The 18,640-nt window shown below is 72.6% G+C and carries 13 protein-coding genes; 11 read left to right on the top strand and 2 right to left on the bottom strand.

What is annotated here, in order from left to right; genetic code table 11:
• Nucleotides 1-86: 86 nt before the first annotated feature.
• Nucleotides 87-905: an SAM-dependent methyltransferase gene (locus AB0D49_RS31570; protein WP_362764036.1), complete on the bottom strand. Its 819-nt coding sequence runs from the start codon at nucleotides 903-905 to the stop codon at nucleotides 87-89.
• Nucleotides 906-1,164: 259 nt separating this feature from the next.
• On the opposite strand from AB0D49_RS31570, the gene AB0D49_RS31565 reads away from it, so the two are divergent.
• From AB0D49_RS31565 to AB0D49_RS31550, 4 genes are all read left to right on the top strand, one after another.
• Entirely contained in the window at nucleotides 1,165-2,016 is an 852-nt protein-coding gene (locus AB0D49_RS31565; RefSeq protein ID WP_362764033.1) for an ABC transporter ATP-binding protein, read from the top strand.
• Nucleotides 2,013-3,002: an iron-siderophore ABC transporter substrate-binding protein gene (locus tag AB0D49_RS31560; RefSeq protein ID WP_362764030.1), complete on the top strand. Its 990-nt coding sequence runs from the start codon at nucleotides 2,013-2,015 to the stop codon at nucleotides 3,000-3,002. The genes AB0D49_RS31565 and AB0D49_RS31560 overlap by 4 nt, the downstream gene beginning before the upstream one ends.
• Before the next feature lie 4 nt (nucleotides 3,003-3,006).
• Nucleotides 3,007-5,070 carry an iron ABC transporter permease gene (locus AB0D49_RS31555; protein ID WP_362764027.1) on the top strand — a complete coding sequence of 688 codons (2,064 nt, stop codon included), beginning with the start codon at nucleotides 3,007-3,009 and terminating at the stop codon, nucleotides 5,068-5,070.
• 135 nt (nucleotides 5,071-5,205) lie between these two features.
• Complete coding sequence (locus tag AB0D49_RS31550; RefSeq protein WP_362764025.1) at nucleotides 5,206-5,850, top strand: lysophospholipid acyltransferase family protein; 645 nt, start codon at nucleotides 5,206-5,208, stop codon at nucleotides 5,848-5,850.
• A 273-nt stretch (nucleotides 5,851-6,123) separates the two neighbouring features.
• Here AB0D49_RS31550 and AB0D49_RS31545 read toward each other — a convergent pair whose 3' ends face one another.
• On the bottom strand, nucleotides 6,124-7,113 hold the full coding sequence (locus AB0D49_RS31545; protein WP_362764300.1) for a LacI family DNA-binding transcriptional regulator: 990 nt from the start codon (nucleotides 7,111-7,113) through the stop codon (nucleotides 6,124-6,126).
• A gap of 387 nt (nucleotides 7,114-7,500) precedes the next feature.
• Between AB0D49_RS31545 and AB0D49_RS31540 the strand changes: the two genes are divergently transcribed.
• The 7 genes from AB0D49_RS31540 (at nucleotide 7,501) to AB0D49_RS31510 (ending at nucleotide 18,489) form a co-directional block, all read left to right on the top strand.
• Complete coding sequence (locus AB0D49_RS31540) at nucleotides 7,501-8,427, top strand: sugar ABC transporter permease (protein ID WP_362764022.1); 927 nt, start codon at nucleotides 7,501-7,503, stop codon at nucleotides 8,425-8,427.
• Nucleotides 8,428-8,430: 3 nt separating this feature from the next.
• A complete protein-coding gene (locus AB0D49_RS31535) occupies nucleotides 8,431-9,390 on the top strand; it encodes a carbohydrate ABC transporter permease (RefSeq protein ID WP_362764019.1) in 960 nt (319 codons plus the stop codon).
• A gap of 76 nt (nucleotides 9,391-9,466) precedes the next feature.
• Nucleotides 9,467-10,804, top strand: a complete 1,338-nt coding sequence (locus AB0D49_RS31530) for an extracellular solute-binding protein (protein ID WP_362764017.1) — start codon at nucleotides 9,467-9,469, stop codon at nucleotides 10,802-10,804.
• 69 nt (nucleotides 10,805-10,873) lie between these two features.
• Complete coding sequence (locus tag AB0D49_RS31525; protein ID WP_362764015.1) at nucleotides 10,874-12,919, top strand: beta-galactosidase; 2,046 nt, start codon at nucleotides 10,874-10,876, stop codon at nucleotides 12,917-12,919.
• 80 nt (nucleotides 12,920-12,999) lie between these two features.
• Nucleotides 13,000-15,018 (top strand): glycoside hydrolase, encoded by a 2,019-nt coding sequence (locus AB0D49_RS31520; protein ID WP_362764012.1) that lies wholly within the window; start codon nucleotides 13,000-13,002, stop codon nucleotides 15,016-15,018.
• Between the two features lie 360 nt (nucleotides 15,019-15,378).
• Complete coding sequence (locus AB0D49_RS31515) at nucleotides 15,379-17,133, top strand: ABC transporter permease subunit (RefSeq protein WP_362764009.1); 1,755 nt, start codon at nucleotides 15,379-15,381, stop codon at nucleotides 17,131-17,133.
• Nucleotides 17,134-17,151: 18 nt separating this feature from the next.
• On the top strand, nucleotides 17,152-18,489 hold the full coding sequence (locus tag AB0D49_RS31510; RefSeq protein WP_362764005.1) for a nitrate/sulfonate/bicarbonate ABC transporter ATP-binding protein: 1,338 nt from the start codon (nucleotides 17,152-17,154) through the stop codon (nucleotides 18,487-18,489).
• Nucleotides 18,490-18,640: the final 151 nt, after the last annotated feature.

The following is an 18,640-nucleotide window of genomic DNA, read 5'->3' as shown; positions in this document are numbered from 1 at the left end:
CACCGGGTCCGGGCATGACCGCGCCGGTCCCTCCTGGACGGCGGGACCGGCGGCGGGACCGGCGGTGGAGCGCGGGGCGGCGGGGGTCAGGCGACCCGGCCGACCCCGCCGTACTCGATCCACTCATGGGTGAGCTGGCGGGGGGCGACCTCGGAGTCGGGGCGCCAGGTGGAGACCTCGACGAGGCCGGGCTCCAGGATCTCCAGCCCGTCGAAGAGGGCGGCGACGTCGACCGGCTCGCGGACCCGGCCCCAGTGTCCCTGGGTGGCCTGGTTCATGAAGTCGGTGACGAACCTGCGGACCTCGGCGTCCTCGCTGACCAGCTGGCACATCACCAGGTAGCTGCCGGGGGCGAGCTTCTCCTTGAAGCGCTCGGCCACGGCCCGCGGGCCCTCGGTGTCGCTGTCCGGGATGCAGTGGAAGACGGAGTTGAAGAGCACGGCGACCGGCTGCTCGAAGTCGATCAGGCGCCGGGTGTCCGCGTGCGCGAGTATGTCGGTGGTGTTGCGCAGGTCGGCGTGGATCACGGCCGTGCGCTCGTCCTGTTCCAGCAGGGCGCGCCCGTGCACCAGGACCATCGGGTCGTTGTCCACGTACACCACATGGGCGGTGGGGTCGATGCGCTGGGCGACCTGGTGGACATTGTTCTGGGTGGGCAGACCGGAGCCGTGGTCGAGGAACTGCCGGATGCCGTGGTCCTCGGCGAGCACCTTGACGACCCGCTGGAGGAAGCGGCGGTTGTTGACGGCGAGGCGGCGGGTGCTGGGGACGACCTTGTCCAGTTCCTCGCAGGCCGCGCGGTCGGCGGCGTAGTTGTCCTTGCCGCCGATGTAGTAGTCGTACATCCGGGCGGCCGTCGGGACGTTGGCGTCGATCTCCGTGGACAGCTGCTTACCCGTGCTCATCGATCCCCCAGCTCCGTACCGTGCCACTGCACTGGCCTTACTGGCTGTTCATCCTAAGGACCTGGTTGTCACCCGTGCCAGCCCGAGCGCCAAGATCACGGCAGGGTTTTCGTTCGAGTTCCGGGCATGGTGTCGGACGTCAAGTCGCCGGGCCGGGAGCGTAGTTGACGTCCCGGTGGGTCGCCTTGGGCAGATGCGCTGGTCAGCGTGGTCGCACCGGGGCGGCGATGGCTGATTAGGGTAGGCTAACCTTCACCCCGTGAGTACTGGTGAAGAGCGACCCGGGCTGCGCGGGCACGAGCTGTCGGCCACCGCCGTGACGGTGGCGTACGACGGTGTCGATGTCGTGCACGACGCGGACCTCACCCTGCGGCCCGGACAGGTGACCGCGCTGGTGGGGCCGAACGGCAGCGGCAAGTCGACCCTGCTGCGGACCCTCGCCCGGCTGCAACGGCCGCGCCGGGCCGAGGTCGTGCTCGACGGGCACATCGACGGGCTCGCGCTGTCGCCGCGCGCCTTCTCCCGGCATGTCGCCCTGCTCACCCAGTCCCGGCCCACGCCCGGCGGGCTGACCGTGCGGGACGTGGTCGAGTTCGGCCGCTATCCGTACCGGGGCCGCTGGGGCGGCGCCGACCCGGACGGGCGGGCGGCGGTGGACCGCGCGCTCGCCCTGACCGGGGTCGCGGAACTGGCCGGGCGCGGGGCGGAACACCTCTCCGGCGGCCAGCTCCAGCGGGTCTGGCTGGCGGGCTGCCTCGCCCAGGAGACCGGCGTCCTGCTGCTGGACGAGCCCACCACCTATCTCGACCTGCGCTACCAGGTCGAACTGCTGGACCTGGTACGCGAACTGGCCGACGACCACGGCATCGCCGTCGGTGTCGTGCTGCACGACCTGGACCAGGCGGCGGCCGTCGCCGACCGGATCGTCCTGCTGGCCGCCGGGCGGATCGTCGCCCACGGCAGCCCCGAGGACGTGCTGACCCCCGAGCGCCTCAGCGAGGTCTACGGCATCCGGATCGAGGTCGACCCCGATCCCCTCACCGGCCGGCTGCGCACCCGCGCGATCGGCCGCCACCACACCCGAAGCGAAAGGCTCCGCACTCCCTCATGAGTCGCCACACCCTTCTCACCGTCTGCGCCGTCGCCGCCGGGGCGCTGGCCCTGTCCGCCTGCGGCTCCACCGAGCCCGCCGCCGACGCCGACACCTCCCAGAAGAGCGGCACGGCGCTCACCCTCACCGACGCCTCCGGTACCGAGGTGAAGCTCGACGGTCCGGCGAAGAAGGTCGTCGGCACCGAGTGGAACGTGGTCGAGCACCTGGTCAGCCTGGGCGTCGACCCGGTCGGCGTGGCCGACGCCAAGGGCTACAACCTGTGGGACGGCGCCGTTCCGCTGAAGAACGAGCCGACCGAGATCGGCACCCGGGGCGAGCCCAGCATGGACACCATCGCCACCCTCAAGCCCGATCTGATCGTCACCACCACCGATCTGCCGGACGCCGCCGTCAAGCAACTGCGCGAGGTCGCCCCGGTGCTCAAGGTGCGCTCCGCCGACGGCGCCGACCAACTCGGCCAGCTGGACAAGAACCTCGACCTGATCGCCCAGGCCACCGGCACCACCGACCGGGCCGAGCAGATCAAGAAGGACTTCACGGCCACGCTCGCCGAGGGCAAGCAGGCCCTCGCCGACGCCGGGCTCGGCGGCGCCGAGATCGCCTTCGCTGACGGCTATGTCGCCTCCAACCAGGTCTCGCTGCGCCCCTACACCAGCACCTCGCTGATCGGCACCGTCAACGAGCGGCTCGGGCTGAAGAACGCCTGGACCGTCGAGGGCGACAAGGACTACGGCCTCGGCACCACCGACGTCGAGGGCCTCACCACGCTGAACGACGACGTCCAGTTCGCCTACATCGGCAACAAGGGCGACGCGGCCAGCGACCCCTTCGGCAACGAACTCAAGGACAACGCGGTGTGGAAGTCGCTGCCGTTCGTGAAGGCGGGCGACGCCCACCGGCTGCCCGACGGCATCTGGATGTTCGGCGGCCACGAGTCGATGACGGCGTACGTCGACGGTGTCGTCGACGCGCTGACGAGCTGACGCGATGGCGGTGACCGCACCCGCTCCCGTCGCCCCGGCGGCGACCGTGGCGTCCCGGGTGGGCGCCACCGCGGTGACGGCCGGGCTGGTGCTGCTGGTGGCGGTGCTGGCCGTGGTCGACATCACCCAGGGCACCGCCTCCGCCGGGGCGGGCGAGGTGCTCAAGGCGCTCACCGGCCGGGCCGACCCCGGCGACGCGTCGGTGGTCGTCGAGTCCCGGCTGCCCCGGATGGCCGCGGGCGTCCTGGTCGGGCTCGCGCTCGGCGCCGCCGGTGCCGCGCTCCAGGCCGTGACCCGCAATGTGCTCGCCGCGCCGGACACCCTCGCCGTCAACGCGGGCGCCTACGCGGCGCTCGGCGTCGCCGCCGTCACCGGGCTGTCGCTGCCGCTGCTGGCGTCCTCCGGGATCGCCTTCGCGGGCGGGCTGGCCGCGGCCGGTGTGGTGCTGGCGCTGTCCGGGCTCGGCGCCGGAACGGTCCGGCTGGTGCTGGCCGGTACGGCACTGGCCCTCGGGCTCACCTCGATCACCGAGGGGCTGCTGCTGCTGTTCCCGCAGGAGACCGAGGGTCTCTTCCAGTGGAACCAGGGCAGCATCGCGCAGAACGGCTTCGACGGGGTGGCGCAGATGGCGCCGCTCGTCCTGGCCGGGCTCGCCGGGCTGCTGCTGACGGCCCGCCGGATGGACGCGCTGGCGCTCGGCGACGACGCGGCCAGCGGCCTCGGCGTACCGGTGCGGGCCACCCGGATCACGGTGGTGGTGCTGGGTGTGCTGCTGTCCGCCGCCGCGGTCACCCTGGCCGGGCCCATCGGGTTCGTCGGGCTGTGCGCCCCGGCGCTGGTGCGCGGACTCGCCCGCCGGGTGCGCGGGTTCGGCCGGACCCGGGCGGCCGTGCCGGTGGCCGGGCTGGTCGGCGCGGCGCTGGTGCTGGGCGCGGACGTGCTGCTGCGGGCGCTGCTGTCCGGTGACACCTCGGTCGCGGTGCCGACCGGAGTGGTGACCAGTCTGATCGGTGCCGTGTTCCTGGTGGTCATGGCGGCCCGGACCCGGGACACGGCGGGCGCCGCGACCCAGGACCGGCTGCGCATCCGCAGCCGCCGGGTCTTCGTGACCGTGACGGCGGTGCTCGTGGTGGCGCTGGCCGGGGTGACGGTCGCGGCGGTGCTGCTCGGCGACAGCAAGCTGCTGCTGGGCGATGTCGTCCACTGGGCGCAGGGCCGGGCGGGGCAGACCGTGACGTTCGTGCTGGACACCCGGGTGCCGCGGGTGCTGGCGGCGCTCGGCGCGGGTGCGGCGCTCGCCCTGGCGGGCACGCTGGTGCAGGCGGTGACCCGCAATCCGCTGGCCGAACCGGCGGTGCTCGGGGTGTCCGGGGGTGCCGCGCTGGGCGCGGTGCTGCTGGTGACGACCGTCCCGGCGGCCGGTACCTGGGGGATCGCGGGGGCCGCGTTCGCGGGGTCGGCCGCGGCGGCGCTGGTGGTGTTCGGGCTGGCGGCGCGCGACGGGTTCCAGCAGAACCGGCTGGTGCTGGTCGGCATCGGTCTGGCGGCCGGTACGACCGCCCTGATCAGCCTGCTGATCGTGGTCACCGATCCGTTCAACGCGGCCAAGGCGCTGACCTGGATGTCGGGTTCGACGTACGGCCGGACGCTGCCGGACGTGCTGCCGATCGCCGGGGTGCTGCTGGCCGGGGTGACCCTCGCGGTGGTCCGGCGCAGGGAGCTGGACCTGGTGGCGCTGGACGAGGACACGCCCCGGCTGCTGGGGCTGAACCTGTCCCGGGGACGGCTCGCGTTCCTGGTGCTGAGCGTGCTGCTGAGCGCGGCGGCGGTGGCGGCGGCCGGGACCATCGCGTTCGTCGGTCTGGTGGCCCCGCACGCGGCCCGTGCCCTGGTGGGGCGGGCGCACACCCGGGTGGTGCCGGTCGCGGTGCTGCTCGGCGCGGTGCTGGTGTGCACGGCGGATCTGCTGGGCCGCACGGTGATCGCCCCGGCGCAGTTGGGGGCGGGGCTGATGACAGCGGTCATCGGTACGCCGTACTTCCTGTATCTGCTGGTCCGCAGCCGCTGAGCGGCGCTGAGTACGCGGTCCCGGCGTCCTGAGTATCCGTGCTCAGGGCGGCGGGGCGCGGGGCGGTGAGACTGGCCCGGAGGGCGGCCGTGCTGGTGCCGCCGCCGCTGGTCGGGTTCGAGGAGGTAGGTCGTCGTGCTGAGCCGTGCCGCCGCTGTGGTGGCGCCCGTTCTGGGGCGTCTGACGGTGACCCGTGACGGGGTCACGGCCCTGCCCGCCGGGTCGGTGTTCGTGGCCAACCACGACTCGATGGCGGACCCGGTGGTGGTGCTGGCCGCGCTGCGGCTGCTCGGGGTGGAACCGGCGGTGATGGCGACGGCGGGGCTGTGGCGGGTGCCGGTGCTGGGGCGGGCGCTGACCCGGGAGGGGCACATCCCGGTGCACCGGCGGTCGGCGCGGGCCGCGGACGCGCTGGACCTCGCGGTGGCGGCGCTGTCGGAGGGCCGGCATGTGCTGATCTACGGCGAGGGCGGGCTGCCGGAGCGGCTGGACGCGGCGCCGGGTCCTCCGGAGGCGTTCCGGACCGGGGTGGCGCGGCTCGCGGCGCGGGCGGGGGCGTTGGTGGTGCCGGTGGGACATGCGGGGGCACGGCGGATCTCGTCGGGTACGACGGCCAAGCAGCTGGCCGGGGCGGTCACTTCGCCGCTGCGGCGGCCCGCGTTCCATGTCCATGTCGGTGCGCCGCTGAGGCTGCCGACGGAGACGGAGCGGGCGACACGCGTCGCGCACCGGGCGGTACGGCTGGCGTGGGAACAGGCGGTCTCGGCAACGGCCCACTGACAGGTCCCCGGCGCCCCACCCCTCGGGGGCTCCGCCCCCGAACCCCCGACCTATGCCCACCCAGCCACCCGTTTCCAGCCAATGACACGGCTCACCTCGAAAAAGCCCTTCCCCACGGAGCCGGTCCCCCTCCGGCCATCCCCCCGCCCCGAAGCGACGCCCCACCGACCCCGTGGCCCAGGCACCACCAAGTCGCCCGCCCCGCACACCCGGTGCCCGGCTCCCCGGCGACACCGGCCGAAGGACCCGCCGCGCCCCGCCCCGAGCCGATGGCTATCCCCCGCCCGGCGGCGCCGTGCTGGCGCGGACGACCAGGCTCGTCGGGACCAGGGTCGTGCCCAGTTCCGGTTCGCCCTGGCGCATCTTGCGCAGGACCGCCGCCACGCACAGGCGGCCTATCTCGGCGAAGTCCTGGTGGACGGTGGTCAGGGGCGGCAGGAAGGACATCGACTCGGGGATGTCGTCGAAGCCGATGACGCTGACGTCCTGCGGGACCCGCCGCCCGCTCTCGTGCAGCGCGCGCAGCAGACCCAGCGCCATCTGGTCGTTGGCGGCGAAGACGGCCGTGCAGTCGGGCTGGGCGGCGAGTTCCAGACCGACCCGGTAGCCGGACTCGGCGGACCAGTCGCCGCGCAGCAGCGGCGGCGGGGTGCGGCCCGCTTCGAGCAGGGCGGCGCGCCAGGCGTCCGCGCGGCGCTGGGCGGCGAAGGAGTCCTCGGGGCCGCCGAGGTGCCACACCGTCTCGTGCCCGAGGTCGAGGAGATGGCCGACGGCGATCCGGCTGCCGCCCGCCTGGTCGGTGTCGACGACCGTGTAGAGGTCCCCGGCGTCCGAGTCGACGACCACGACCTGGACGTAGGGCGGCAGGGTGACGGTCGCCGCGTCGAGGAGGTGGACCTCCATGATGACGATGACCGCGTCCACGGCGAGTTCTTCGAGCCGGGTGAAGGCGCCGCGCACCTCGTCCTCGGTGGGGACGGCGACCGGCAGCAGGGTGACCGCGTAGCCCTCGGCGGCGGCGGAGGTGGCGATGGCCTCCAGGGTGCGGACGTTGCCGGTGGTGGCGAGGGAGAAGGTGATGACCCCGATGGTGCGGAACTCGCCGCTCTTGAGGGCGCGGGCCGCGCTGTTGGGCCGGTAGCCCAGTTCCTTCATCGCGGCGAGGACCTGCCGCCGGGTCTCCTCGTTGACTCCGGCGTAGCCGTTGGAGACCCGGGAGACGGTCTGGGAGGAGACGCCCGCGAGCCGGGCGACATCGGCCATGGACGCGGAGGTCCGGCCGCCGCGGCGGCGCCGTCCGGCCCCGTCGGCGGAAGATCGTTCAGCCGTGTCCACGTGTCGCCCCCACCTCTGTGCCAGTGTTCTCGTCATTGTCCCGCGAACCGGTTCACCGACCGCTCACCAACGGCTCCCCGACGGGCCCTTGACCGCCGTCGACGCGGCGGTGTAGATATTCCGCCACCGGATGTTTACGTAAACATAGCAGGTCTGAACCACTCCGCGCCGCTGCCCGCACGTCACTGGGCCCCCCGCTTCCGATCAAGTGCCGGGGCCCCGCGCGTGCCGCTGATGTTTGCGTGAACATCGCACGTACCGGGGGACGCCGGTGCGTCGGCGCGGGGCTCCTGGACGGACGAGCGAGGAACGACGATGACGACGCTGCAACCGACCGCGGCCATGGAGCCGCGGTCCGCACCACCCCCGGCGCGGCCCGACCGCCGCCGCTGGACGGGATGGGGCTTCCTCGGACCCTTCGTGGCCGTGTTCGCGCTGGTCTTCCTGGCCCCGATCGCGTACTCGCTGTATCTGAGCCTGTTCCGGGAACAGCTGATCGGCGGCACCACCTTCGTCGGTCTGGACAACTACACCCAGGCGCTCCAGGACCAGCGGTTCTGGGACTCGCTCGGCCGGGTCGCGCTCTTCCTCGCCGTACAGGTGCCCGTCATGCTCGGCATCGCCCTGCTGGTGGCGCTCGCGCTGGACAGCGGACGGCTGTACGGGCGGGACTTCTTCCGCATCACGATCTTCCTGCCGTACGCGGTGCCCGCCGTGGTCGCCACCCTGATGTGGGGCTTCATGTACGGCACGCGCTACGGACTGGTCGGGGACATCAACGGGGCGCTCGGGGTGACCCTGCCGGACCCGCTCTCCCCCGATCTGGTGCTGGCGTCCATCGGCAACATCGTGACCTGGGAGTTCACCGGCTACAACATGCTGATCTTCTACTCCGCGCTCCGGGTCGTCCCGAACTCGCTCTACGAGGCGGCGGAGATCGACGGGGCCGGGCAGTTCCGGGTCATCACCGCGATCAAGCTGCCCGCGATCCGCGGCGCGCTGGTGATCGCCACGATCTTCTCCGTCATCGGCAGCTTCCAGCTCTTCAACGAGCCCAACATCCTGCGCCAGCTCGCCCGCAACGCCATCACCACCGACTACACCCCGAACTTCTACACCTACTCCCTCTCCTTCAACGGCCAGCAGCAGAACTACTCCGCCACGGTCGCCCTCGTGATGGGCGTGATCACGATGGTGATCGCCTATCTCGTCCAGCTGCGCGGTATGCGCAAGGGAGCCTGAGCGATGACCACCCCCCTCACCACCCCCGCGACGGCCACCGCCGCCGACCCCGCCCCCGGCGCGGACACCGGGCGCCGCCGCACCGCCCGGCTGCGCGCCCCCGCCCGGCGCGGTCCCGCCCGGCCCCGGCGCAGTGTGCTGCTGACCCTGCTCACCTCGCTGATGCTGCTGTACACCCTCGTCCCGCTGATCTGGCTGGTGATCAGCGCCACCAAGACCCAGGAGGGGCTGGCCGACTCCGCCGGGCTGTGGTTCGCCGACGACTTCGCGCTCTGGGACAACGTCCGGGACACCTTCACGTACCACGACGGGGTGTTCGTCCGCTGGCTGCTCAACACGCTGCTGTACGTGGGGCTGGGCGCGGGCGGGGCGACCTTCCTGGCCGTGCTGGGCGGCTACGCCCTCGCCAAGTTCTCCTTCCCGGGCAAGCGGGCGGTGTTCGCCGTGGTGATCGGCGCGGTCGCCGTGCCCGCCACCGCCCTCGCCGTACCGACCTTCCTGATGTTCAGCGAGCTGGGGCTCACGGACACGCCGTGGGCGGTGATCGTGCCGTCGCTGGTGTCGCCGTTCGGGCTGTATCTGATGTGGGTGTTCGCCGCCGAGGCGGTGCCCGCCGAACTCCTGGAGGCGGCCCGCATGGACGGGGCGGGCGAGGCCCGCACCTTCTTCACGGTCGCGCTGCCGCTGCTGGCCCCCGGCATCGTCACCGTGCTGCTGTTCACCACGGTCGCCACCTGGAACAACTACTTCCTGCCGCTGATCATGCTCAAGGACCCCGACTGGTATCCGCTCACCCTCGGGCTCGGCGCCTGGAACTCGCAGGCCGAGACCATCGGCGGCGATGTCATCTTCAACCTGGTGATCACCGGGTCGCTGCTCACCATCCTGCCGCTGATCGCCGCGTTCCTGCTGCTCCAGCGGTACTGGCAGTCGGGTCTTGCCGCCGGAAGCGTCAAGGAGTAGCGCCCGGCCCCCTGTCGTCCCGTAGACCCTCCTCTCATCCGGCACACCCCGCCCACGAAGAAGTGGAAGCTCCGCCATGCGCAGAACCACCAGCCGCCTCACCCGCGGCCTCGCCCTGCTCTCCGTGCTCGCCCTCGGTGCCACCGCCTGCGGCGGCTCCGACGGCCAGGACACGCAGGAACCCGTCTCCGCCTCGGATGTGCAGGCGGCCCTGGAGAAGGGCGGCACGCTCACCGTGTGGGCCTGGGAGCCCACCCTGGAGTCGGTGGCCGCCGACTTCCAGAAGAAGTACCCGAAGGTCAAGGTGGAGCTGATAGGCGAGCGGTCCGGTGACAAGCACTACACCGCGCTGTCCAACGCCATCGAGGCCGAGAAGGGCGTCCCGGACGTGGCGCAGGTCGAGTACTTCGCCGTCGGCCAGTACGCGCTGACCAAGGGGCTGACCGACCTGGTGCCGTTCGGCGCCGGGGAGCTGAAGGAGAAGTACACCCCGGGGCCGTGGAACGGGGTGACCGAGGGCGACGCGGTGTACGGGCTGCCGATGGACTCCGGGCCGATGGCGATGTTCTACAACAAGAAGGTCTTCGACCGGCACAAGATCGCCGTGCCGACCACCTGGGACGCGTATGTGGCGGCCGGGCGCGAGCTGCACGAGGCCGACCCGAAGGCGTTCATCGCCAGTGACACCGGGGACGCCGGGTACACCACCAGTCTGCTGTGGCAGGCCGGTTCACGGCCGTACAAGGTGAACGGCAGCACGGTGGGGATCGACTTCACCGACCCGGGGGCCGAGCAGTACACCGCGATGTACCAGAAGCTGCTGGACGAGAAGCTGATCGCGCCCATCACCGGCTGGACCGACGACTGGTACAAGGGCCTGGCCGACGGCACCATCGCGACGCTGGTGACCGGCGCCTGGATGCCCGCGAACTTCGAGAGCGGGGTGGCGGGCGCCTCCGGGGACTGGCGGGTCGCGCCGATGCCGGCCTGGTCGGCGGGCGACAAGACCACCGCCGAGAACGGCGGCAGCTCGCTGGCGCTGCCCGCGCTGGGCGAGCACAAGGAACTCGCCTACGCCTTCGTGGAGTACGCCAACGCCGGTGACGGGGTGGCGACCCGGGTGGACGAGGGGGCGTTCCCGGCGACCGTGGCCCAGCTCAAGTCGGAGGAGTTCCTCGACAAGAAGTTCGGCTACTTCGGCGGGCAGCAGGCCAACCGGATCTTCGCCGAGTCCGCCATGTACGTCGGCGAGAAGTGGTCGTACCTGCCCTTCCAGCCGTACGCCAACTCGATCTTCAACGACACGGTCGGCAAGGCGTATGTGTCCTCGACGCCGCTCACCGAGGGGCTGAAGACCTGGCAGGACGCCTCCGTGAAGTACGGCCAGGAGCAGGGCTTCACCGTCGAGCAGTAGCCGTACCGCGCCCCGACACCGGGCGGCGCCCCCGCGCGCCGCCCGGTACCCCTTTCCGGAAGGACCGCCATGATCTCCACCCTTCTGTCCCGGCGATCGCAGGGGACGGACGGTGTCCCCGCGCCCCGGCTCGTCTTCGGCGCCGACTACAACCCCGAGCAGTGGCCCCGGCACATCTGGGAGGAGGACGTCCGGCTGATGCGCGAGGCCGGGGTGAACGTCGTCTCGGTCGGCATCTTCTCCTGGGCGCGGCTCCAGCCGGGCCCGGACACCTGGGACTTCGGCTGGCTGGACGAGGTCATGGACCTGCTGCACGGCGCCGGGATCGGCGTGGACCTGGCCACGGCCACCGCCTCCCCGCCGCCCTGGCTCACCACCGCGCACCCGGAGATCCTGCCGGTCAACGAGCGCGGCGAGACACTGTGGCCGGGCGGCCGGCAGCACTGGCGCCCCACCTCACCGGTCTTCCGGCACCACGCCCTGCGGCTGGCCGAACGGCTGGCCACCCGGTACGGCGGCCATCCCGCGCTGGTCGCCTGGCACATCTCCAACGAGCTGGGCTGCCACAACGTCTACGACTACTCCGACGACGCGGCCGGTGCCTTCCGCGGCTGGCTACGCGCCCGCTACGGCACGCTGGAGGCGCTGAACCACGCCTGGGGCACGGCGTTCTGGTCGCAGCGCTACGGCGACTGGGCGGAGATCCTGCCGCCGCGGCTGGCGGCCTCGTACCCCAATCCGACGCAGCAGCTGGACTTCAAGCGGTTCTCCTCGGACGCGCTGCGCGACCATCTGCGGGCCGAGGTCCAGGTGCTGCGCCGGATCACCCCAGGCATCCCCGTCACCACCAACTTCATGGTGATGGGCGGCACCAAGGGCATGAACTACCCGCAGTGGGCGGAGGAGATCGACTTCGTCTCCAACGACCACTATGTGCACCCGGGCCCGCAGGCGCTGGACGAGCTGTCGTTCTCCGCCAATCTGACCAGCGCCATCGCCGGGGGCCGTCCCTGGTATCTGATGGAGCACTCGACCAGCGCGGTGAACTGGCAGCCGGTCAACCGGGCGAAGCTCCCCGGTGAGCTGGCCCGGGACTCGCTGCTGCATGTGGCGCACGGCGCCGACGCGGTCTGCTACTTCCAGTGGCGGCAGTCGGCGGCGGGCGCCGAGAAGTACCACTCGGCGATGGTCCCGCACGCCGGGCCGGACAGCGATCTCTTCCGGGCGGTGACCGCGCTGGGCGCCACCCTGGCGGCGCTGGCCCCGGTCGCGGACAGCGAGCGCGAGCCCGCGCCGGTCGGCATCCTCTACGACTGGGACTCCTGGTGGGCCGCCGAACAGGACTCCCACCCCACCCATCTGCTCGACTACCGCCAGGAGGCCCTGGACTGGTACTCGGCGCTGCTCGCCCTCGGGATCCGCGCCGACCTGGTCACCACCCGCACCGACCTGGACGCCTACGGGGTGCTGATCACCCCGGTGCTGCATGTCGTCCCCGCCGATCTGGGCAAGCGGCTGACCCGGTACGCCGAGCAGGGCGGGCATCTGATCGCCACCTACTTCTCCGGGGTCGTGGACGAGCACGACCACATCTGGCTGGGCGGCTACCCGGGGGCGCTGCGGGAGCTGCTGGGCATCCGGATCGAGGAGTTCGGACCGCTCGCGGACGGCGAGCGGGTGGCGCTGGACACGGTGGGCGAGGGCAGTGTGTGGACCGACCGGATCACCGTCTCCGACCCGGCCACCGAGGTCCTCGTCAGGTATCGCACGGGCGCGCAGTCGGGCCGTGCGGCGGTGACGCGGCGGGCGACGGGCGGCGGTTCGGCGGCGTACGTCTCCACCCGGCTCGGCGCGGACGGGCTGACCGCGCTGCTGCCCCGGCTGCTGGAGCCCACCGGGGTCGGCAGCGAGCTGCCCGAGGCGGTGCGGGGCCGGGTCGAGCAGGTGGTCCGGCGGGGGCCCGGGGGCCGGTTCGTGTTCCTGGTCAACCGCACCGACGCGCCGGTCGCCGTGCCGGGCCTGACCGGTGAGGTGCTCGTCGGGGGCGACGGCGGCGACGGGCCGCTGATCCTCGCCGCGCGGGGAGTGGCGGTCCTGCGGCAGGACGCCGCCTGACGGGTCCCTCCGCCGCCCGTCCGTTCCTCAGCTCGTGAAGTCGTCGGCACCGTGAAGGTCTCATCGATGGGAGCAGCAGCATGACGATCCGCTCCGCACGCCGGGGACGGCTCCTGGGAGCCGCCGTGGTGACCGCGCTGGTCACCGCCGCCGGGACGCTCGGGGTCCCGGCGCGGGCCGAGGCGGTGGCCTCGGTCACCGTACGGCCCGATCCGTCGTACCGGCAGGAGCCGTTCCAGGGCTGGGGCACCAGTCTGGTGTGGTTCGCCAACGCCACCGGGGACTATCCGCCGCAGATCCGGGAGCGGCTCGCGCGGCTGCTGTTCGGCGACGAGGGGCTGGCGCTGAACATCGCCCGGTACGACATCGGCGGCGGCAACGCCCCGGACGTGCGGGACTATCTGCGCCCGGGTGGGGCCGTGGAGGGCTGGTGGAAGGCGCCCGCGGGCACCACCCGCGAGGACACCGACTGGTGGAGCGCGGACGACCCGGCCGACTGGAACCCGGACGCGGACGCCACCCAGCGGTGGTGGGTGGACCGGATCAAGGCCGACATCGACCACTGGGAGACGTTCAGCAACTCACCGCCCTGGTTCATGACGGAGAGCGGCTATGTGTCGGGCGGGTTCGACGCGGGCGCCGACCAACTCCGGGCCGACGCGGTGGACGACTTCGCCGCGTACGTGGCGGGCGCGACCCGGCGGCTGGAGCGGGCGCACGGCATCCGGGTGGACACCGTGGACCCGTTCAACGAGCCGGACACCACGTACTGGAGCACCTGGCTCGGTCCGGACGGGGAGCCCGTGGGGGGCCGTCAGGAGGGCGCGCACATGGGTCCGGCGCTCCAGGAGCGGGTGCTGCGCGCCCTGGAGCCCGCGCTGCGCGAGGCGGGCACCGGGGCCGGGATCTCGGCGATGGACGAGACCAACCCGGACCTGTTCGCCGCGAACTGGAACGCCTACACGCCGCAGGCACGCGCCCTGGTCGACCGGCTGAACGTGCACACCTACGGCACCGGGCGGCGCACCACCGTACGGGACCAGGCGAAGGCGGCGGACCGGCCGCTGTGGATGAGCGAGGTCGAGGGCGACTGGGGCGACGGGCAGAGCTTCACCGACATGCGACCGGGGCTGGGGCTGGCCCGGCACATCGTGGACGACCTGCGGGAACTGGAGCCGCGCGGCTGGGTGTTCTGGCAGCCGGTGGAGGACTACGACAACATGAAGCCGGGCGGCGAGTCCCCCCGGGGCGGCAACTGGGGCAGTATCCAGGTCCCGTTCGACTGCACGGCCCAGGACACCCTGGAGACCTGCCCGGTGCGCACCAACACCAAGTTCGACACCGCCCGCAACTTCACCCACTTCATCAGGCCGGGCGACCGGCTGGTGGCGGTGGACGACCGGTCCAGCGCCGCCGCGGTGGGCGCCGACGGCCGGGGCGCGTCGGTCGTGCACGTCAATGACGGCGACACGCCCAGCGCGGTGACCGTCGATCTGTCGAAGTTCCGCACGGTGGCCCGGGGCGCGACGCTCACCCCGGTGGTGACCAGCGCGGACGGTGCGCTGCGGCGGCACGCCCCGGTGCCGGTGCGGGGGCGGTCGGCGACCTTCACGGTCCCGGCGCGGTCGGTGACGTCGTTCGCCGTGTCGGGGGTGTCCGGGGTGGCGGCCGACGCCCCGGCGCTGCGCCAGGGGCACAGCTACACGCTGACCGGGGTGGCGAGCGGGCGTCCGCTGACGGTCGGCGGGGACGGACGGGGGCTGGTGCTGGGCGGCGCGGCGCGGGAGTGGCGGCTGAGCGCGGTCCGCGGGGACGACGGGGTGCGCCGCAGGTATGTGTTCACCGACCCGGCGGCCGGGACACGGCTGGCGGTGCGGGACGGAGTGCCGGTGGTGGAGCCGGACACCGGGCCTCGGGACGCGGGCGCCGAATGGCTCGCCTCCACCACGGGGGACGGGACCTTCACGCTGATCAGCGCGGCGACGGGGCGGCTGCTCGAGGTCGGCGGGGAGGCCACGCACGAGGGCGCGGCGGTCACGGTCTGGCCGCCGAACTCCGGCGCCCATCAGCGGTGGACGGTCACGAAGGCGGGCGGCTGAGGGATCGCGGGGGGCGGGAGCGCCGCCGGGGGGGCGCCGAGAGGGGCGCCGGGTCGGGAACGCCACCGAGGGGGCGGCCGGACGGGAAACGCCAGCGAGGGAGGCGCCGGACCGGGAGCGCCTCCCCGCAGGGGAACGGCCGCAGGCGAGGTGGGCGTCCCCCCGCCGTCCCGTCCGGCCCTGGGGCGGGTCACAGCCGACCGTCGGGAGTGAGAGGCGGACATCCCCGCCGCCGGAGCCCTCGCGACCGCACGCCACCCCATGTTTGCGTATCGGCGCAACTATGGGTCAGACTACCCTCGCCACCCGCCCCGCCCCGCCCCATGGACCGGCCCGAGTGTGGCGGGAGGGGGCCCTGTCATGTCGTTCCGGTCGCGCGGATCCGCCCCGGGCTCGTCCCCGTCCGCCCGGTCCACCGGCCGCCTGGCCCGGCTGACCTGGGTGGACGGGGTCGTCGCCGCCGCGGTGCTGGTGCTGCTGTACCTGGCGCTGCGGGTGGGCCAGGACACCACCGTGTCCTTCTCCACCAGCCGGTCCGCCCAGGTGGACACCAGCGTGAGCCGACTGCCCTACGACGCGGCCCGCTCACTGCTGCGGATGTTCGCGGCCCTCGCCCTGTCCACCGTCTTCACCTTCGTCTACGCCTACGCCGCCGCCAGGAGCCGCCGGCTGGAGCGGGTGCTGATCCCGGCGCTGGACATCCTCCAGTCCGTGCCCGTCCTCGCTTTCCTGACGGTGGCCGTGACCGGGTTCGTCGCCCTGTTCCCCGGCTCGATGCTGGGTCTGGAGTGCGCCGCGATCTTCGCGATCTTCACCTCCCAGGCATGGAACATGACGTTCGGCTTCTACCACTCACTCACCTCACTCCCCCGGGAACTCGACGAACTGTCCCGCTCGTTCGGCTTCACCCGCTGGATGCGGTTCTGGAAGGTGGAACTCCCCTCCGGGGCGATCGGCCTGGTCTGGAACGGCATGATGAGCTTCGGCGGCGGCTGGTTCTTCCTGGTCGCCTCCGAGGCGGTCACCCTCGGCCACACCGACTACGCCCTGCCCGGCGTCGGCTCCTACGCGGGCGCCGCCATCGCCGACGGCGACCTCGGCAAGGTCGGCTGGGCCATCCTCACCATGGTGGTCCTGGTGACCGGCGTGAACTTCGTGTTCTGGCGCCCACTGACCGCCTGGGCCGAGCGGTTCAAGAACGAGCAGTCCGAGGCGGGCGAGGTGCAGCGCTCCCTGGTGCTGGACTTCCTGCGCCGCTCGCACTGGCCGGGACTGCTCGGCCGGGTGCTGCGTCCGGCCGGACACGCGCTCAGCCGGGCCGCCCGGGTCCTCGGGCGCGACGACCGGCCGCTCACCGTCCACCCGGCGCGGCAGCGCACCGGCGACCTCGTGTTCGCCGTCGTCGCGGGCGGCGCGCTCCTGTGGGGCCTGACCGACCTCGGCCGCTATCTCCACGACCGCACCGGCCTCGGTGTGTTCGGCGAGCCGCTGCTGCTGGGTCTCGCCACGCTGGCCCGGGTGGTGGTGCTGGTGGTGCTGGCCACCCTGGTGTGGGTGCCGGTCGGGGTGTGGATCGGCTCCTCGCCCCGGCTGACCCGGATCGCCCAGCCCGTCGTACAGGTGCTGGCCTCGTTCCCGGCGAACTTCCTGTTCCCGCTCGCCGTGTGGTGCTTCCTGAGGACCGGGCTGACGCTCGACATCGGCGGCATGTTCCTGATGGCGCTGGGCGCCCAGTGGTACATCCTGTTCAACGCCATCGCCGGGGCCATGGCCATCCCCACCGATCTGCGGGAGGCCATGGACGACCTCGGCGTCACCGGCTGGAGACGCTGGCGGCGGCTGATCATCCCCGGCGTCTTCCCGTCGTACGTGACCGGCGGGATCACCGCGTCCGGCGGCGCCTGGAACGCCTCGATCGTCGCCGAGGTGGTCACCTTCGGCACCACCACCCTCACCGCCACCGGCCTCGGCGCCTATATCGCCCAGGCCACCGCCGACGCCGACCATCCTCGGCTGCTCGCCGGGGTCGCCGTGATGAGCCTTTACGTCGTCGCCCTCAACCGGCTCCTGTGGCGGCGCCTGCACCGGCTCGCCGAGACCCGCTACTCCCTCTGACCGCCTGGAGGTCCCGAGATGACGACCCGTATCACGGAGGGCGAACTGCTCCTGGAGACTCGGGGACTGACCAAGTCCTACGCCGGGGCCGACGGTGAGCTGCCCGTGCTGTCCGGTATCGATCTCCAGGTCAGGGCCGGTGAGGTGGTCGCCCTGCTCGGCAAGTCGGGGTCGGGCAAGTCCACCCTGCTGCGCTGTCTGGCCGGTCTGCTGCCCGCCAGCTCCGGCACCGTCCACTACAAGGGCGCCCCTCTTACCGGCGCCAACCCCGGTACCGCGATGGTGTTCCAGACCTTCGCGCTGCTGCCCTGGCTCACCGTGCAGCAGAACGTGGAGGTCGGTCTCGAGGCCAAGGGCGTCGGCGCCGCCGCACGGGCCGAGGCGGCGCTGGCGGCCATCGACCTGATCGGCCTGGACGGCTTCGAGTCGGCGTATCCGAAGGAGCTGTCCGGCGGGATGCGCCAGCGGGTCGGCTTCGCGCGCGCCCTGGTGGTCGAACCGGACGTCCTGATGATGGACGAGCCGTTCTCCGCGCTGGATGTGCTGACGGCGGAGAACCTGCGCGGCGAGCTGATGGAGCTGTGGGAGTCGGGCCAGTTCCCGACCCGGGCGATCGTGCTGGTCACCCACAACATCGAGGAGGCGGTGCTGATGGCCGACCGGATCGTGATCCTCGGCTCCCGCCCCTACGGCACGGTCCGGGAGGTCTTCGAGGTCGGGCTCGACCGTCCGCGCGACCGGGACGCGCCCGCCTTCGAGGACCTCATCGACCGGGTGTACCGCACGATGACGGGCCGCCAGAAGGAGACCCGTACGCCCGGCCGCGCCGAACCGGTCGCTCTGGAGCGGCGGACCCCGGCCACCACCCCGCTCCCCCGGGCGGGCGTCGACAGTCTCTCCGGGCTCGCGGAGATGATCCTGCACCAGGGCGGGCGCTGCGACCTGGCCGACCTGGCGGACGATCTGGGGCTCGCCGTGGACGATCTGCTGCCCCAGGTCGACGCCCTGGACCTGCTCGGCTTCAGCGGCCTTGAGGGCGACGAACTGAGCCTCACCGACACCGGGACGGCGTTCGCGGGCGCCGATGTGCAGGAGTCGAAGCGGATCTTCGCGGCGGCCGTGCTGGCGCACGCCCCGCTGGTCCAGCTGATCACCCGTAGCCTGCGCCAGACCCCGGGCCGTCCGCTGCGGGCGGGCTTCTTCCGCGATCTGCTCGCCCACCACTTCACCAGCGAACAGGTCGCCGCCCAGTTGGAGACGGCGACGGACTGGGGCCGGTACGCCGAGCTGTACTCCTACGCGGCGGAGCCACAGGAGTACCGGCTCGACGAGGGCGGGGCTGGAGGGCTGGTCTAGGGGGGGCTAGGGGGGCTAGGGGGGCTAGGGGGGCTAGGGGGGTCCAGGGGTGCGGCGGCCCCGGCGCGTCCACATCCGGGGCCGCCGACCGAGGCCGCCGGGAAGACCCCGCCGTCCGACCGTCGGGTGAACCGTGACCATCACTGCGGCG

This window comes from Streptomyces sp. NPDC048290, from assembly GCF_040652095.1.
GTDB lineage: Bacteria > Actinomycetota > Actinomycetes > Streptomycetales > Streptomycetaceae > Streptomyces.
The sequence above is the reverse complement of the archived record's forward strand: the minus strand, read 5'-3'. Positions and strand labels throughout refer to the sequence as shown.

Excerpts from the sequence above, each read along its gene's own strand:
- AB0D49_RS31570 (WP_362764036.1), bottom strand. The coding sequence starts at position 905 with ATGAGCACGGGTAAGCAGCTGTCCACGGAGATCGACGCCAACGTCCCG.
- AB0D49_RS31560 (WP_362764030.1), top strand. The coding sequence starts at position 2,013 with ATGAGTCGCCACACCCTTCTCACCGTCTGCGCCGTCGCCGCCGGGGCG.
- AB0D49_RS31555 (WP_362764027.1), top strand. The coding sequence starts at position 3,007 with ATGGCGGTGACCGCACCCGCTCCCGTCGCCCCGGCGGCGACCGTGGCG.
- AB0D49_RS31545 (WP_362764300.1), bottom strand. The coding sequence starts at position 7,113 with ATGGCCGATGTCGCCCGGCTCGCGGGCGTCTCCTCCCAGACCGTCTCC.
- AB0D49_RS31540 (WP_362764022.1), top strand. The coding sequence starts at position 7,501 with ATGACGACGCTGCAACCGACCGCGGCCATGGAGCCGCGGTCCGCACCA.
- AB0D49_RS31535 (WP_362764019.1), top strand. The coding sequence starts at position 8,431 with ATGACCACCCCCCTCACCACCCCCGCGACGGCCACCGCCGCCGACCCC.
- AB0D49_RS31530 (WP_362764017.1), top strand. The coding sequence starts at position 9,467 with ATGCGCAGAACCACCAGCCGCCTCACCCGCGGCCTCGCCCTGCTCTCC.
- AB0D49_RS31525 (WP_362764015.1), top strand. The coding sequence starts at position 10,874 with ATGATCTCCACCCTTCTGTCCCGGCGATCGCAGGGGACGGACGGTGTC.
- AB0D49_RS31520 (WP_362764012.1), top strand. The coding sequence starts at position 13,000 with ATGACGATCCGCTCCGCACGCCGGGGACGGCTCCTGGGAGCCGCCGTG.
- AB0D49_RS31515 (WP_362764009.1), top strand. The coding sequence starts at position 15,379 with ATGTCGTTCCGGTCGCGCGGATCCGCCCCGGGCTCGTCCCCGTCCGCC.
- AB0D49_RS31510 (WP_362764005.1), top strand. The coding sequence starts at position 17,152 with ATGACGACCCGTATCACGGAGGGCGAACTGCTCCTGGAGACTCGGGGA.